The organism is Dysosmobacter sp. HCP28S3_G4 (assembly GCF_052065175.1).
In the GTDB taxonomy this organism is placed as follows: Bacteria; Bacillota; Clostridia; order Oscillospirales; family Oscillospiraceae; genus Oscillibacter.
On record NZ_JBQHUP010000010.1, the window covers coordinates 18,867 to 32,914 of the forward strand.

Consider the following 14,048-nt stretch of genomic DNA (forward strand, 5'->3'; position numbering starts at 1 on the left):
CCTCCGGGGCGGGGTTTTTGCGGAGGTTTTCCCCCTTGCGGGGGACTGGGTTTTTGCGGGGTTTCCCTCGCGGGAGACTGGATGTGCGCCCCTACGGGGCGCGGGGAAGTGCGGTGAAGACCGCGGGCTTGCGGCTCCGCCGCGGGCAAAACCCCCTTTCTCTTTTCGGTTGCGCCGAAAAGAGAAAGCGCCTTTTGATGGTGTCAAGAGAAAAGACGCTGGCGGCGGCATTCCGGACTTCGTCCGGAACGCTCGCAGCGCCTGTTACGGGGGTTTTGGACTGGTAGTAACTTGCAGGCTTTTGCCTGTTCAACCACATATGGAAAACGAAAAAGCTGGGGGTATTTCCGGATACCCTCAGCTTCTCTTTTGCTGCCGCAATCTGGTGGGTATCGAAAGAACGGTGCCAGGGTCTCTGCGAATGCCAGGGTGCGGCAGCAAAACAGGAGCAGGGTGCATCCGGGACCACCCCCAGCTGACGGGACCGCCATACGCGGTTGAGTGGACGAAGCTGTCAAATCAGCACCCCAAAACCCCTCGTAACAGGCGGGAAAAGGCGTTTCAGGCGGAGCCTGAAATGCCGCCGCCAGAGCCTTTTTCTCTTACACCATCAAAAGGCGCATTCTCTTTTTCCTCTCCAGGAAAAAGAGAATGGGGGTTTTGAAGCCCGCGGCCTTCGCCGTACCATCCCGCGCCCCGAACGGGGCGCACCACCAGACTCCCGCGAGGGACCCAATCAAGATCAAACCTTAAAGTAGTATCCAGCTCCCCGCCGGGTAAGGATGTACACCGGATTCGCCGGATCGGCCTCGATCTTCTCCCGCAGCCGCCGGACGGTGACGTCCACGGTGCGGACGTCGTCGCCCACGTAGCCGTAGTTCCACACCTGCTCCATCAGCGCCACCCGGGAGTAGACCTTGTTGGGATGGCTGGCCAGGAAGGTCAGCAGCTCGTATTCCCGCTGGGTCAGATCCACGGCCTTTCCCGCCCGGCAGACCTGATGGCTGTCCGTGTCGATGGACAGGTCTCCCGCCACCGGCATGGCGCTGTCCGCCGCCGCGGAGGCGGACATGGAGGTGCGGCGGATGTTGGCCCCCACCCGGGCGATCAGCTCCCGCATGGAGAAGGGCTTGGTGATGTAGTCGTCGGCGCCGATCTCCAGACCCAGCACCTTGTCGGACTCCTCCTCCCGGGCGGTGAGGATGATGACGGGCACGTTGTCCCCCTGGGCCCGGATGGCCCGGCAGACGTCAAAACCGTTCATTTTGGGCAGCATCACGTCCAGCAGGATCAGGTCGGGATGCGCCTCCGTGGCCTTGGAGAGGCCGTCCTCTCCGTCGTAGGCCTCCAGGGTGTCGTATCCGGCCCGCTGGAGATTGAACCGCAGGATATCCACGATATTCTTCTCGTCCTCCACGATGAGGACGCTCTTTTTCGGCTCCAAAACAGAACCTCCTTCCAGCCGCCGGACTTACAGATCCAGCAGCAGCTTCGCCTTCAGTACGGCGGCCACGGTCTTGGCATCCTCGATCTCGCCGTTGAGGCAGCGGTGGACCATCTCGTCGAAGGGGATGCGTTCCTGGATCAGGAACTCGTCTTCGTCGGGCTGGGTCTCGCCCATCTGAAGCCCCCGGGCCAGGAACAGATACAGCACCTCGCCGTAGCAGCCGGGGGCGGGCAGGATATGGCCCATGGGGATGAACTGGTCCGGCACCGCGCCGGTCTCCTCCTTCAGCTCCCGCAGGGCGCCGGCGGCGGGGTCCTCGCCGGGTTCCAGCTTACCGGCGGGGATCTCCATCAGGACTCTGGAGAATACGTACCGGTACTGGCTCACCGTCAGCACGTTGTTCCGGTCGTCCAGGGCCAGAATGGCCACGCCGGGACAGTGGTCCGCCACTTCCCGGACGGCGGGCTTGCCGTTGGGCAGCGTGATCTGATCCACGTGGACGTCCAGAAAGCGGCCTTTATATTTGTCCTCCCGGGAGACGAAGGTCTCCGTCAGCTCCATGGGTTCATTCATGTACAAACACCTCGTTCAAAGTTTCGCGTGATCATTTGCAGCCATTATAGCATAGCGGAGGGCAAATGCCAATGTTTGTTTTCCTTGCGCCCTGGGGAAAATCATGGTATAGTAGGGAGCGGACGGTGCCTGCGCCGTCCATGGATCCATCGCAGAAGGGGGGGATTTCCAGTGGAAAAGAGCGGCGTGAAGATCGCGGCCCAGAACCGCAAGGCGTATCACGACTACTTCGTGGAGGAGAAATACGAGGCCGGCATTGAGCTGGCGGGCACGGAGGTGAAGTCCATCCGGGCCGGAACGCTGAACCTGAAGGACGCCTGGTGCTCCGTGAAGGACGGCGAGCTGTTCGTCAATCAGATGCACATCTCCCCCTATGACCACGGCAACATCTTCAACCGGGATCCCATGCGGACCCGTCGGCTGCTGATGCACCGGCGGGAGATCGCCAAGCTGGGCGCCCTGGTGCAGCGGGACGGCTTCGCCCTGGTGCCGCTGTCGGTGTACTTCCGCAACGGTCGGGTGAAGGTGGAAGTGGGCCTGTGCAAGGGCAAGAAGACCTACGACAAGCGGGATTCCATCGCCAAGCGGGACGCCCAGCGGGAGATGGACCGGGCCATGAAGGCCCGCCGCTGATGGGGCGGAAACGGAACACGGAGGAGGAACCCCTCCGGTCCGCTACGTACACGGTCTATGCGGACGGCAGCATGGTATTGGAGGGCGAGACGCTTCCGGCGCGGTTTGAGCTGCGGGAGCGGGGCTTTGTGAAGGTACTGGGCTGGGTCTGCCTGGTCTTCTTCTTGGCGCTGGAGGGCCTGGCGGCGGCGCAGGAGGACATGGGCGCGGGCTATCTGCTGGCAGGCGGGCTGCTGGTGCTGGCTTCGCTGTGGCTCCTGTCGGACGCCTATGTCCGGCGGATCTGCGTGGACGGAGAGGTGATCCGGTATACGACCTCCCTGGGCCGCAGGCGGGAATTCACGGTCAGCGACATTGGCTGGATGACCCTCAATCCCGCGGACAGCAGCCGGGTGTATGACCGGGAGGGGCGTCTTCTGCTGCGCTATGAGAGCAATATGCGCAACGCGCCCTATTTCATCTGGTTTTTAACGGAACACCATATTCCGATCAGAGGATAAACAGAAAGGAACGAACGACATGTCAAATCCCATTGTTACCATTGAGATGGAGAACGGCGCGGTGATGAAGGGCGAGCTGTACCCGGAGAAGGCCCCCAACACCGTGGCCAACTTCATCGCCCTGGCCAACGGCAAATTCTACGACGGCCTGATCTTCCACCGCTGCATCCCCGGCTTCATGATCCAGGGCGGCTGCCCCCTGGGCACCGGCACCGGCGGCCCGGGCTATTCCATCGCCGGCGAGTTCGCCAGCAACGGCTATCGGGAGAACGACCTGAAGCACACCCTGGGCGTGCTGTCCATGGCCCGGGCCATGCATCCGGACTCTGCCGGCAGCCAGTTCTTCATCATGGTGGACGCGGCGCCCCATCTGGACGGCGACTACGCGGCCTTCGGTCAGGTGACGGAGGGCGTTGAGGAGGCGGTGCGCATCTCCCAGGTGCCCACCAGCCGCTGGAACGACAAGCCGAAGACGCCGGTGGTGATCAAGTCTATCCGGGTGGACACCCAGGGCGAGGCGTATCCGGAACCGAAGAAGCTGTCGGAGCGGTAAAATTCCCCGCGGCAAATGTCACAGAAATGTAACACAATTTGCCGCGGAGATATGCTACAATGCAGACTGTCGGGTGGCCCCCATCCGGCAGTCTGCGGAAAGCGGAAAACGCGACCCCAAAGCGTGTCCCAAGGATCCGCGCAAAACCCAGCGATTGGGCAGCCGTCGGCGGCTCTGCCGCCATACGGATGCCGCATACCCCTTGTGGGTAAGTGGATTTGCGCGGAAGAGGAAAGCGGCGAAGCGCCGCCAGCGGCGGAAAAAGCGAGCCGGTTTCGAGGAAGCGGCGCCAGCGGCGGAAAAAGCGAGCCGGTTTCGAGGAAGCGGCGCGATTGGCGGACCCGAAGGGACCGGGAATCGCAATGCCGCGACGGTGTGCAAGGGGGCAACGGAGCGGCATGAGGGATGCCCACTCACGCAGGGCGTCCCGAATGAAAGCGGAGTTTGCCTAAAAACGCGTCCCGAGGATCCGCGCAAAACCCAACGAAGTGGATTTGCGCGGAAGAGGAGGGGCAACGGAGCGGAATGAGGGAAGCCCACCCCTGCAGGGCGTCCCGAATGAAAGCGGAGTTTGCCTAAAAACGCGTCCCAAGGATCCGCGCAAAACCCAACGAAGTGGATTTGCGCGGAAGAGGAGGGGCAACGGAGCGGCATGAGGGATGCCCACTCACGCAGGGCGTCCCGAATGAAAGCGGAGTTTGCCCCGACGACGGGGGGGTGTAATGGTTTCGACGGGGGTATGGAGGCAGGATTAGCGGGCGGATGCGCCTAACATCCTTAAAATGGGCAATTATAAATTAAAGAACAACAACACTGTTGCTGTTGCTGCCTAATTAAAGGCAGCCGTCCGACCTGGAAGGACCGCGAGCCAGGGAGGGCGTCGTTTAGCGGTAAATGTGAGTACGGTAAGCTTTGCCCGTGCCACACATCATGAAGCTCACCTGACCGGCCGGCGTGACGGCTTGCCGTCCGGAAGGGGAACAGGAGGGACAAGGCCCTCCGCAATAACCGTCTGCGCCCGGAGAAGGTCCTGTTAAAGTGCTTTCGGACGCGGGTTCGACTCCCGCCACCTCCACCAAAAAAAGACACGACAGCTGTCGTGTCTTTTTCATTCATATGCGCGTTCGTTCCCTCACCGTCCGGCAAAGCCCACGATGCCGAAGCAGCCCGGGCCGCCGTGGCAGGTGATCACGCAGCCCGTCTTCATCCAGACCACCCGCCGGAAGCCGTGGGTGGCGGCGCACTCCTCCGCCGTGCGCCTGCAATCGTCCTCCAGGCCGGGGGACCAGATGAAATACAGCAGGTCTTTCTCCAGCCGGTGCTTTTCCGCAAAGTCCCCGATGAGCTTGGGGATGAGCTTCACCAGCGCGCCACGGTACTTCTTCTTGGCCAGCAGCTTCCCGTCGATGATCTCGATGCAGGGGTGCAGGTTCAGCAGATTTCCCGTCAGCGCCACCACGTTGCTCACCCGGCCTCCGGCCCGCAGATAGTCCAGATTTTTCGGCACAAAGCACATCTGGACCCGGTCACAGATCTCCCGGACGGCCGCCGCGGCCTCCTCCGCGCCCATCTCCGGGTGGGCCCGCAGCAGCTTGGCGGCCTCCAGCACCACCGCCGCCTGCCCAACGGACACGTGCTTCGTGTCGATATGGGTCACGTAGTCCCGACCCTCCGCCGCCAGAACGGCGTTCTGGTAGGAGCAGGTGGTCACCGCCGAATAGGCCAGGTGCAGGATGTGCTTGTCCGGCCACCGCCGGTGGATCTCGTCCAGCACCGCCGTGAAATCGTTGGGCATGCTGGCGCTGGTCTGGGGGACTTTTCCCGTGGCGTCGTAGTAGGCGCACACATCCTCCGGCGGAAAGGCGCCGTCGTCCAGGGTTTTGTCTCCCATGGAGACGTGCATGGGCACCAGGAAGATGCCGTATTCCTCCGCCAGCTCCGGCGTGATGTCCGAGCCGGTCTCCGCCACCAAAACGATCTTCTGCTCCATCTGTACGCTTCCCGCGGCATACCGCGTATGTAAAAAATCCTGAAAGGCTTTTCAAAAGCCTTTTATCGGACAAACCATATCATGTTTTTAAAACTATGTCAAGGGTTTTTCAAAACCGTAAAATGGGGTGCTGTTGACATTCCATTCCGCGGAACCTATAATAGACCCATGGAAAAGAACATGCAGGACGCGCTGGCGTCGTCCGTCAGAGGCTTCCGGATGCCCCGGTACGGGGAGCTGCCCGACGTGGGGCTCTACCTGGAGCAGACAACCAAATACGTCAACTATGTGTTCCGCCCGCTGGCGGGCGTTGAGATCACCGGCTCCATGATCCGGAATTACGTGAAGATGGGGCTGGCGTCCAACCCTGTCAAAAAGCAGTACGGCGCCAACCAGATCGCCCATCTGCTGTGCGTCACCCTGCTGAAGCAGGGGATGCCCCTGGATCACATCAGCCAGCTGTTCGCCCGGCAGAAGGCGGTCTACGCGGACGCCGTGGCCTACGACTACTTCTGCACGGAGCTGGAGAACATCCTGTATTTCCGCTTCGGCCTGAAGGACACCGTGGACAGCGTGGGCGTCACCTCCTCGGTGGAGAAGGAGATGCTCCGCAGCGCCATCGTGGCCGTGTCCCACATCATCTACCTGAACGCCTGCTTTGAGCATCTGAAGAACGAGGAGGGCTGACCGCCCGCCGCGCAGGCAGAAAAGCGAGGCGTTGTGACGGCTGACGAAAAAGCCCGGGGCTTCTTTATAACAGACGTTCGATCGACTGAGACAGCCCTGACCTCTTTGGGAGGTCAGGGCTGTCCGTATGTCCGGATATGCGTCAGCGGAGGAGGGCGTACAGCCCCAGCAGCACCGCCAGAAAGAGGACGTTGGCGGCGGTGAACCACCGGAGATACCGGCCCCGGAGGGCCGGGGCGTTCCGGGCGATCTGCTTGTAGGAGATGAGGCTGGCCATGGAGGCGATGAGGGTACCGAGACCGCCCAGATTGGTGCCCGCCAGCAGGGCGGCGCCGTCCTCCGTGAAGCCGGAGAGCAGCAGGGCGGCGGGCACGTTGCTGATGATCTGGCTCAGCGCCACGGCGCACAGGGCCTCATGGCCCAGCAGGACGGACCGGAGGACCCGGCTCAATGCCTCCATCCGGCCCAGATTGCCCACGAAGATGAAGAACCCCGCGAAGGTCAGCAGCAGGGACCAGTCCACCCGCCGCAGCACGGCCCGGTCCGCCGCCAGCACGGCAATCAGCACCCCGCACACCAGCAGTCCCACCGGCAGACGCCGTCCCACGGCGCAGAGGCACCCGGCGAACAGCACGCCGTACAGCGCCAGCCGCCGCCGGTCCATGACCGGGGCGTCTCCCCGCCAGCGCACCGGCAGGGGCGCGGACTTCTCCAGCAGCAGGAAGGCCCCCAGCAGGGCGGCGGAGGCCAGGGTCAGGGGCAGCATGGTCCGGAGAAAGGAGGATGCGTCCAGCTCGTAGCGGGCGCAGAGGTACAGGTTCTGGGGATTGCCGATGGGCGTGGCCATGCTGCCCAGATTGGCGGCGATGGTCTGCATCACCACCACCGGCACCAGCCGGTCCTCCCGGTCCGCCAGGCGCAGCACCTCCAGGGCGAAGGGCACAAAGGTGATGAGGGCCACGTCGTTGGTGACGGCCATACTGGTGAAGAAGGGCAGGAAGATCAGCACCGCCTCCAGCTGCCGGGTGGAGCCGGTGCGGCGCAGCATGCCCTCCCCCAGGCGGCGGAACAGTCCCAGCCCCTGGAGTCCGGCCATGACGGCCATCAGGGAGAACAGCAGCCCCAGGGTCCGGAAGTCCATGTAATCCCGGTAGCCCCCGTCCGGCGGCACGAACACCATGGAGATCAGCGCCAGCAGCCACGCCGCCGCCAGCACCGTCTCCCGCTTCAGCCATTCCACGATCCGTCTCACGGTCCACTCCCCCTGTTCTGTCTCTGTCACAGAGGGACATCTTACCACAGCGCGGCGGGAATTGCAAATTTTCGGGGCATGTGGTAGGATGGAGTTGAAAAGAAAATCTGGCGCGATGGGGAGGTCGTTTCCATGGACGGAAGAAAGTATCCCGCCGGTCTGTTGATCGCCGGGTTTGTCATGAATGTGTTTCTCCGGTTTTTGTGGCTCCTGATCCCGGGGATCGTGCTGCTCATAGCGGGGATCTTTGTCAGGACCTGCGCGTACATCGGTCTGGCGCTTGTGCTGCTGGACGTGCTGCTGTCGCTTCTGACGCAGCTCCGCTACCGCAGCGTGACGCTCCGGGAGAGCGATGATCCGGAGTTCCGGAAGTTCCAGGAGGCGCTGTCAAAGGACGGAAACTGGCGGAACAACATTCAGGAGATGGTGGACGAAAAGATCCGGGAACACCACCGCTCCCAAAAGCCGTGATCCCGTACGGACCGCCCGCCCCCAAACAAAGAACACGCCCCGCGCCTGCACGGCGCGGGGCGTTTCGTATTCGGTTCACACTTCGGCGTCCGTCTCCGCCGTCTCGACGGCGAATTCCTCCTTCGCCTGCTGAAAGATCTTCCGCTCCGCCTTGGTGGTGAGCTTCGTCTCGTCGAACTGGGCGAACAGGTCCGGACGGCGGGCCATGGTGCGCTTGTAGCTCTCCTTCTTCCGCCAGGCGGCCACGTTGGCGTGGTGGCCGGACAGCAGCACCTCCGGCACCTTCCGGCCGTGCCACTCCTCCGGCCGGGAGTACTGGGGATACTCCAGCAGGCCGTCCCAGTGAGACTCCTCCGTGTAGCAGGACTCCTCCGGCAGCACGCCGGGCACCATGCGGCACACGGCGTCGCACACGGCCATGGCGGGGATCTCGCCGCCGGTGACCACGAAGTCGCCCATGGAGATCTCCTCGTCCACGCACTCGTCGATGAACCGCTGGTCGATGCCCTCGTAGTGGCCGCACACCAGGACGATGTGGTCGTAGCGTTCCTTCAGCTCCCGGGCCACGCTCTGGGTGAAGGTCCGGCCGCAGGGGGACATATAGATGGTGTGGGGATGCTCCTCGCCGGTGATCTCCCGGATGTGGTCCCAGCAGCGGTACAGGGGGTCCGCCTGCATGACGGCGCCCCGGCCGCCGCCGTAGGGATAGTCGTCCACCTGCATCTGCTTGTTGGTGGTGTAGTCCCGGATCTGGTGGGTCTGAATGGTGATATGGCCCCGCTCCTGGGCCCGGCCCAGAATGCTGACGTTCAGCATGGCGTCCACGGAGTCGGGGAACAGCGTCATGATATCAAATCTCATCGGTGGCCATCCCCTCCAGAATATGAACTTCCATCCGGTTGGCGTCCAGGTCCGCGGACCGGATGAACACCTCCGGCACGGCGGGGATGAGATACTCATGCTCGCCCCGGACGGTGTAGACCTTGTGGGCGGGATAGTCCTCCACCTTCACGATGCGGCCCAGCAGAGCGCCGGTGTCGGCGTTGTAGACCTCCATGTCCAGCAGCTCCTCGTCGAAGCACTCTCCGGGGCCCAGGGGCGCGTCCGCCCGGCGGATGGCCAGGGTCCGGCCCTTCAGGGCCAGGGCGGCGTCCATGTCGTCCACGCCGGGGAGCTTCATCAGCACCAGGGACTTGTGGACGTGGCAGGCGGTGGGGACGACGGGGACGCCGTCCAGCAGGAAGGTTTGGAAGCAGGTGAGGAATTGGGGGGTCTGGTTGATGGGCTGCACCCGGACCTCGCCCCGGATGCCGTGGGCGTTGACGATGCGGCCCACGACGATGGTGTCCAGTCGCATAGAGGGTCCTCCTTTGTTCGATCAGTGGGGGCTGCGGCGGTTCACAGGAACCTGCACAGCAGAATGGGCAGGAAAATGGCGGGGACGTAGTTCATCACCTTCAGCTTGGTGACGCCGATGAGGTTCAGGCTCAGTCCCAGGATCAGGACGGAGCCCACCACCACCATCTCCGGGATGACGGAGGCGGGCGTCTGGAGCAGGGGGGGCACCAGACTGGCCAGGCACGCGATGCCGCCCTGGATGACGAACACCGCCGCGGCGGCCATCAGCACGCCCACGCCCAGGGAGGAGGCGAAGACGATGGAGGATACGAAGTCCAGGGTGGCCTTGGTGAACAGCATCTGATGGTCGCCGGTGAGGCCGTCGTTGAGGGCGCCCACGATGGTCATGGCCCCCACGCAGAACACCAGGGAGGCGGTGACGAAGCCCTCCGCCAGGGAGGCCTTGCCGTTGCCGCCGGTCTTCCGGAACTTCCGCTCCAGGCCCTCGGCGAAGCGGTTGAGATGGCCGTCCAGGTCCAGCAGCTCGCCGATGACGGCGCCGATGGCCACGGAGATGATGGTGATGAGGGCGTTCTCCCCGCCCAGCATGCCGGTGATGCCGATGAACATGGTGCACAGGCCCAGGCCCTTCATGACGGTGTCCCGCAGGCGCTCCGGCAGGATGTTGCCCAGCAGCATGCCGATGAGAGAGCCGCAGATGACGGTGATGGTGTTGACGATGGTGCCGGTGAGCATGGCTTATTCACTCTCTCTTTCTTGGATCAGGTCCCGGACCACGGCGCTGCCCAGCAGCAGTCCGGCGCAGGCGGGGACCCAGGGGTTGCTGGCGGGGACGCTGCGCCGTCCCGGCGGCGGCGTCTCCAGGGGCAGGGGCCGCACCGGCTCCTCGGGACTGAACACCACCTTCTGGTGCTGGATGCCCCGGGCCCGCAGCTCCTTCCGCATGACCCGGGCCAGGGGACAGCCGTAGGTCTCGGAGATGTCGGCGATCCGCAGCAGGGCGGGGTCCAGCTTGTTCCCCGTCCCCAGGGCCATGATGAGGGGGATGTCCAGCCGCCGGGCGGTCTCCGCCAGGTCCAGCTTGCAGGACACCAGATCGATGGCGTCCACGATATAGTCGTAGCGGCAGCCCTCCGGGAAGAACTGATCCCGGTGGGCGGCGTCGTAGGTGCCGCGGATGGGATGGAGCCGCAGGTCCGGATTGATGTCCCGGAGGCGGCCGGCCACGGCGGCGGCCTTGTCCTGTCCCACGGTGGAGGACAGGGCCTCCAGCTGGCGGTTGCGGTTGGAGACGCTGACGGTGTCGCTGTCCACGATGGTCAGCTCTCCCACGCCGCTGCGGGCCAGACACTCGGCGGTGTAGCTGCCCACGCCGCCTAGTCCGAACAGGATCACATGGGCCTGCTCCAGCCGGGCCTGGGCCTCATGGCCCCACAGCATCTCATTGCGGAGAAACAGCTCGTTGTTCATGGCGGTACGCCCTCCGTATCAAGATAAGAGGCCGGCTTTCCAGCCGGCCTCTCGGGTCTTTCTCTTGTTTATCCCACGTACCGGATGCCGGAGGCGGTTTCGGAGGAGGCACCCTCCACGGCGTCGCTGTACCATTCGGCGGCGGCGTCATTCTTCAGGCTGTTGGTGGCCTGGTACTTCCAGTAGGGACCGGTCTCGCCGGAGAAGTACATGATGTGGTAGCCGTAGTCGCTCTCCACGATGCCGGTGTCGCCGGGCTGATGCTTCTCCAGGCACCAGTTCAGGAAGGGCTCCACGTAGTTGCTGTACTGGCTGACGCCGGCGATCAGGCCGCCGTTGGCGGCGGAGCCGGTGTCGGCGGAGTTCTCACGGGCCAGGGCGGCAAAAGCGTCCTCGGTGGCCTCGCCGGACTGGAACTGGGCCAGCAGCTCGTCGGCCTTGGCCTCGGCGTCGGCCTTCAACTGGGCCTGCTCGTCGTCATAGCCGTCCTCGCCCTGGGCGATGGTGCCGGCCTCGGGCTGGATCAGGATGTGACGCACGTCCACCACGGGGGAGTCGGGACGGAAGCGGCTGCTGAAGGACACCACGTAGTAAGCGGAGGCGTCCTCGTCGGCCAGCACAGCGGTGTCGCCGGACTTGCGGCCGTCGTCGAACAGCCAGTTCATCAGGACGCTGTCCGTGTAGGTGCCGTTCTCGCTGGAGGTGTAGGTGGCCTTGTCCTCGGCGTCGGCCAGGGACTCCAGGCTCTTGCCCTCCTGGAAGGAGGCCAGTATGGAATCCGCCAGAGCCTTGGCGTCGGCCATGGCCTGGGCGGTCTCGGCGTCGGTGGGCTCCACGTCGTTGCCGCTGGCGTCCTTGGTGGTCTCAGCGGAGCCGTCGATCTTCACGCTCTGGTAGCTCACCCGGTCGTAGTCCTCCCGGTCCGCCTGATAGGCGTTCTCCAGCTCGCTGTCGGTGTAGGTCAGGCTGTCCACATAGTCGTTGTAGTAGGCCTGGGCCAGAATGGTGACCTTCAGCTGCTCCTCATAGATCTTCTGGGTCATCATGCTGCCGTACATCAGCTTCAGATAGTCCTTCAGCTTGATGTTGGTGGAGCGGCTGGCGTTGTAGCTGTCCACCTGCTTCTGGAGGGCCTGCATGTCGGACTCAAAGGTGGCCTGCATATCGTCGTTCCAGGTGAAGCCCTCTGCCTGAGCCTTGTTGTACAGGGCGTAGATATCGGCCATCTGGTCCAGGGCCTGCTTGGCGAAGTAGTCGAACCAGGTGTCGCTGTCCTCACTGACGGTGCACTCCTGGTCCCGCAGGTCCTTGGAGGTGTCCACGCCCAGGTAGGACAGGTAGTTGCCGTAGCTGTTCAGGGTGCCGGTGTAGTAGTACTGCACCTCGGCGGCGGTGTACTTCTCCCCGTTGACCACGGCGGCGGTGGCGGTGCGCTGGACGATGCCGGACTTCCAGACCATGGTGACCACGGCGGCGGCCACGAACAGGATGGCGATGACGGCGTACAGAGCGTTGTTCCGGCGCTCCTCCTTCCGCTGCTGGGCCTCCCGGGCGGTCCTGGGATCGGTCCAGCCGGAGGCGGCCTGCTCCTGACGGGTTTTCTTTTCTTTCGATGCGCTCATTTGTTTCAGTCCTCTCAAATTTTAAAGGAAATGGGGTATATGACGCGGGGATCCTCCCGCAAAACACGCTCATCCATTATAGCGGATGTTCCGGGAATGTGCAAGAGCAAATTGCGTTTTCCCCGGTTCCATGAAATTACTTTTCCCCCAGACCCTTGCCAAGGGCCCGCTTTTATGGTAGGATACCCTAGATAAACAGGCAGATCGGGATGTCCCGGCCGGCTGAGAGAGGAAAGTGGTGGAACGATGGAGAGTCACACCTTTAAAAGCGTCACCTTCGGCGGATTCGACAAGCAGGACGTGGCGGAGTATATCGAGCGCACGTCCAGGGAGTTTGCGGAGCAGCAGACCCGTCTGGAGCAGGAGCGGGACAGCCTTCAGGCCCGGACGGAGGAGCTGGAGAAGCAGGTGGCCGCGCTGCGGCTCCAGGCGGAGGCCCAGTCCGACCGTCTGACGGAGCTGCAAAGCGCCCTGGCGGACGCGGAGCAGCGGGCGGACGGCGCACGGGACCAGCAGGCCCGTCTGGAGGAGCTGACCGCCCAGGTGGAATCGCTGCGTCCCGACGCGGAGAGCTACCGGCAGTTCCGCAACCGCATCGGGGACATCGAGTGCGAGGCCAGGAGCCGCGCCGCCGAGCTGGAGAACGCCACCCGCGCCCGTCTGCGGGAGGTGACGGACCGGTTCCGGGAGCAGTATCAGGCGCTGGCCGCCTCCTTCGACACCGCCTCGGCCTACGTCACCGGCGAGCTGCGGAAGGTGGAGGTCAATCTGACCCAGCTGCCCCGGGCGCTGGACCAGATCGGCGCGGAGCTGGAGCAGCTGGACGGCACCCTGTCGGACGGGGAACAGTGAGTACATATCCGCGTCCGGCTGCATTAATATCGAAAAATATGTCCGGCGGACATCGGGAGAGGGGCACGGCCCCTCTCTTTTTTTGTAAATTTTTCGTGACGGAGCAGGCGTTCCGGCGGCTCCGGGACGTATGGTTTCCGGAAATTTGGCAAAAACTGATGCGGCGGAAGGGCAAAACTCTGGCCATTCGGGCAAAATCCGGCTTTCAACGCATTTTTCCAAAATGCACAAATTTTAGACACGGAGTGAGGAATGTCACTTGCAATCCACCGGGGGATTTCGTATAATGAATTTCATGACGCCAAGGGAGAGAGAAGGTGAGTGAATGTCCCTGCAGGCCGTTGAGCAGGTCATGGAGACCGAACAGAAAAACCGGGAGCGCAGGACAGCCGCTGAGCAGCAGGCCAAGCAATTGGCCGCCGACGCCGAGCGGAATGGTCTTGCGCTCTTGAACAATGTGCGCGCACAGGCGGACGCGGAGGGAAAGGAACTTCTGCGGAAGGCCGAGGAGCGTGCGGAGCAGCGTTCCGGCGAGATCCGGGCGGAGGCGGAGCGGCGGGCCGGTGAACTCCGGGCCGCGGCGCAGACCCGTCTGGAACAGGCGGCGGAATTGATCGTAGGAAGGGTCGTGAGGTAAGA

The 14,048-nt window shown here is 63.4% G+C and carries 16 protein-coding genes and 1 other RNA gene; 8 read left to right on the forward strand and 9 right to left on the reverse strand.

Annotated features, from left to right (window positions below; genetic code table 11):
- Positions 1-742: 742 nt before the first annotated feature.
- Both ACTNBU_RS04060 and ACTNBU_RS04065 read right to left on the reverse strand, forming a co-directional pair.
- A complete protein-coding gene (locus ACTNBU_RS04060) occupies positions 743-1,444 on the reverse strand; it encodes a response regulator (protein WP_441031061.1) in 702 nt (233 codons plus the stop codon).
- 27 nt (positions 1,445-1,471) lie between these two features.
- Positions 1,472-2,020: an NUDIX domain-containing protein gene (locus tag ACTNBU_RS04065; protein WP_441031063.1), complete on the reverse strand. Its 549-nt coding sequence runs from the start codon at positions 2,018-2,020 to the stop codon at positions 1,472-1,474.
- A 171-nt stretch (positions 2,021-2,191) separates the two neighbouring features.
- On the opposite strand from ACTNBU_RS04065, the gene smpB reads away from it, so the two are divergent.
- The 4 genes from smpB (at position 2,192) to ssrA (ending at position 4,784) form a co-directional block, all read left to right on the forward strand.
- The gene (smpB, locus tag ACTNBU_RS04070; RefSeq protein ID WP_441031065.1) at positions 2,192-2,653 is read left to right on the forward strand and encodes an SsrA-binding protein SmpB; all 462 of its coding nucleotides are present in this window, start codon (positions 2,192-2,194) and stop codon (positions 2,651-2,653) included.
- On the forward strand, positions 2,653-3,153 hold the full coding sequence (locus tag ACTNBU_RS04075; RefSeq protein WP_441031068.1) for a hypothetical protein: 501 nt from the start codon (positions 2,653-2,655) through the stop codon (positions 3,151-3,153). The genes smpB and ACTNBU_RS04075 overlap by 1 nt, the downstream gene beginning before the upstream one ends.
- A gap of 19 nt (positions 3,154-3,172) precedes the next feature.
- Positions 3,173-3,706 (forward strand): peptidylprolyl isomerase, encoded by a 534-nt coding sequence (locus tag ACTNBU_RS04080; RefSeq protein WP_441031070.1) that lies wholly within the window; start codon positions 3,173-3,175, stop codon positions 3,704-3,706.
- Positions 3,707-4,419: 713 nt separating this feature from the next.
- Positions 4,420-4,784: a transfer-messenger RNA gene (gene ssrA, locus ACTNBU_RS04085) on the forward strand.
- A gap of 54 nt (positions 4,785-4,838) precedes the next feature.
- Here ssrA and ACTNBU_RS04090 read toward each other — a convergent pair.
- Positions 4,839-5,696 carry a DegV family protein gene (locus tag ACTNBU_RS04090; RefSeq protein ID WP_441031073.1) on the reverse strand — a complete coding sequence of 286 codons (858 nt, stop codon included), beginning with the start codon at positions 5,694-5,696 and terminating at the stop codon, positions 4,839-4,841.
- A 168-nt stretch (positions 5,697-5,864) separates the two neighbouring features.
- On the opposite strand from ACTNBU_RS04090, the gene ACTNBU_RS04095 reads away from it, so the two are divergent.
- Entirely contained in the window at positions 5,865-6,383 is a 519-nt protein-coding gene (locus tag ACTNBU_RS04095) for a DUF1836 domain-containing protein (protein WP_441031076.1), read from the forward strand.
- A gap of 142 nt (positions 6,384-6,525) precedes the next feature.
- Here the strand turns inward: ACTNBU_RS04095 and ACTNBU_RS04100 are convergent, their stop codons facing one another.
- A complete protein-coding gene (locus ACTNBU_RS04100) occupies positions 6,526-7,635 on the reverse strand; it encodes an SLC13 family permease (protein WP_441031078.1) in 1,110 nt (369 codons plus the stop codon).
- Between the two features lie 132 nt (positions 7,636-7,767).
- Between ACTNBU_RS04100 and ACTNBU_RS04105 the strand changes: the two genes are divergently transcribed.
- Complete coding sequence (locus ACTNBU_RS04105; RefSeq protein WP_441031081.1) at positions 7,768-8,106, forward strand: hypothetical protein; 339 nt, start codon at positions 7,768-7,770, stop codon at positions 8,104-8,106.
- Positions 8,107-8,181: 75 nt separating this feature from the next.
- On the opposite strand, the gene trmD is transcribed toward ACTNBU_RS04105, so the two are convergent.
- The 5 genes from trmD to ACTNBU_RS04130 all read right to left on the reverse strand — a co-directional run bounded on the left by trmD (position 8,182) and on the right by ACTNBU_RS04130 (position 12,557).
- Complete coding sequence (gene trmD, locus ACTNBU_RS04110) at positions 8,182-8,967, reverse strand: tRNA (guanosine(37)-N1)-methyltransferase TrmD (RefSeq protein ID WP_441031083.1); 786 nt, start codon at positions 8,965-8,967, stop codon at positions 8,182-8,184.
- Positions 8,957-9,463, reverse strand: a complete 507-nt coding sequence (rimM, locus tag ACTNBU_RS04115) for a ribosome maturation factor RimM (protein ID WP_441031086.1) — start codon at positions 9,461-9,463, stop codon at positions 8,957-8,959. Before rimM ends, trmD begins: the two co-directional genes overlap by 11 nt.
- 41 nt (positions 9,464-9,504) lie before the next feature.
- The gene (locus ACTNBU_RS04120; RefSeq protein WP_441031088.1) at positions 9,505-10,200 is read right to left on the reverse strand and encodes a DUF554 domain-containing protein; all 696 of its coding nucleotides are present in this window, start codon (positions 10,198-10,200) and stop codon (positions 9,505-9,507) included.
- A gap of 3 nt (positions 10,201-10,203) precedes the next feature.
- Positions 10,204-10,935, reverse strand: coding sequence for a tRNA threonylcarbamoyladenosine dehydratase (locus ACTNBU_RS04125; RefSeq protein WP_441031091.1), 732 nt, complete (start codon positions 10,933-10,935; stop codon positions 10,204-10,206).
- Between the two features lie 68 nt (positions 10,936-11,003).
- On the reverse strand, positions 11,004-12,557 hold the full coding sequence (locus tag ACTNBU_RS04130) for a peptidylprolyl isomerase (RefSeq protein ID WP_441031094.1): 1,554 nt from the start codon (positions 12,555-12,557) through the stop codon (positions 11,004-11,006).
- 246 nt (positions 12,558-12,803) lie between these two features.
- Here ACTNBU_RS04130 and ACTNBU_RS04135 point away from each other — a divergent pair, with 246 nt between their 5' ends.
- Together ACTNBU_RS04135 and ACTNBU_RS04140 are read left to right on the forward strand one after the other, a co-directional pair.
- Positions 12,804-13,409: a hypothetical protein gene (locus ACTNBU_RS04135; protein WP_441031097.1), complete on the forward strand. Its 606-nt coding sequence runs from the start codon at positions 12,804-12,806 to the stop codon at positions 13,407-13,409.
- A 325-nt stretch (positions 13,410-13,734) separates the two neighbouring features.
- Positions 13,735-14,046: a hypothetical protein gene (locus ACTNBU_RS04140; protein ID WP_441031099.1), complete on the forward strand. Its 312-nt coding sequence runs from the start codon at positions 13,735-13,737 to the stop codon at positions 14,044-14,046.
- Positions 14,047-14,048: the final 2 nt, after the last annotated feature.